The organism is Rhizobium anhuiense (assembly GCF_003985145.1).
GTDB lineage: Bacteria > Pseudomonadota > Alphaproteobacteria > Rhizobiales > Rhizobiaceae > Rhizobium > Rhizobium anhuiense.
Genome location: NZ_ML133563.1, coordinates 1 through 743 on the forward strand (window position 1 = coordinate 1; position 743 = coordinate 743).

The 743-nt window shown below is 61.4% G+C and carries 1 protein-coding gene; it reads left to right on the top strand.

What is annotated here, in order from left to right; translation table 11 throughout:
- On the top strand, positions 1-743 hold a 743-nt coding region (locus tag EEQ99_RS34350), incomplete at both ends, for a ThuA domain-containing protein (RefSeq protein WP_127431944.1).

Here is a 743-nt window from a genome sequence, read left to right on the forward strand (position 1 = left end):
TGGGGAGAGAATATCCACGAGAATACCAATGCCGTCGTCCGGGGCATCTATCCCGAAGGCATGCACACGACGATCGCCAACGCGCTGAATACCGACCCCAGCATCTCGGCGACGACGGCGACGCTGCAGGAGCCGGAACACGGCCTCAGCGAAGCCCGCCTTGCCGAAACCGATGTCTTGACCTGGTGGGGCCACAAGGATCACGGCGCCGTCTCCGATGTCGTCGTCGAGCGTGTCGCCAAGCGCGTCTGGGAAGGCATGGGGCTGCTCGTGCTGCATTCCGGCCATTTCTCCAAGATCTTCAAGCGGTTGATGGGCACACCCTGCGCGCTGAAATGGCGTGAGGCGGGTGAGCGCGAGCGTCTGTGGACGATCAATCAGCGCCATCCGATCGCCGCCGGCATCGGCGAACATTTCGAACTCGAGAACGAGGAAATGTACGGCGAGCAGTTTTCGGTGCCGGAACCGCTCGAAACGGTGTTCATCTCCTGGTTCCAGGGCGGCGAAGTGTTCCGCTCGGGCCTGACCTGGCGCCGTGGCGCCGGCAACATCTTCTATTTCCGCCCCGGCCACGAGACTTACCCAACCTATCACGACGTCAATGTCCAGAAGGTGCTGATCAACGGCGTGAAGTGGGCCTATAACCCTGAGGGCTCGTTGACGGGTATCACCGACGCTCCAAATGTGCCGGTAGAAAAAGCACTGGAGCCGATCGTCGAACGCGGCCCGAAACTACACCAAGC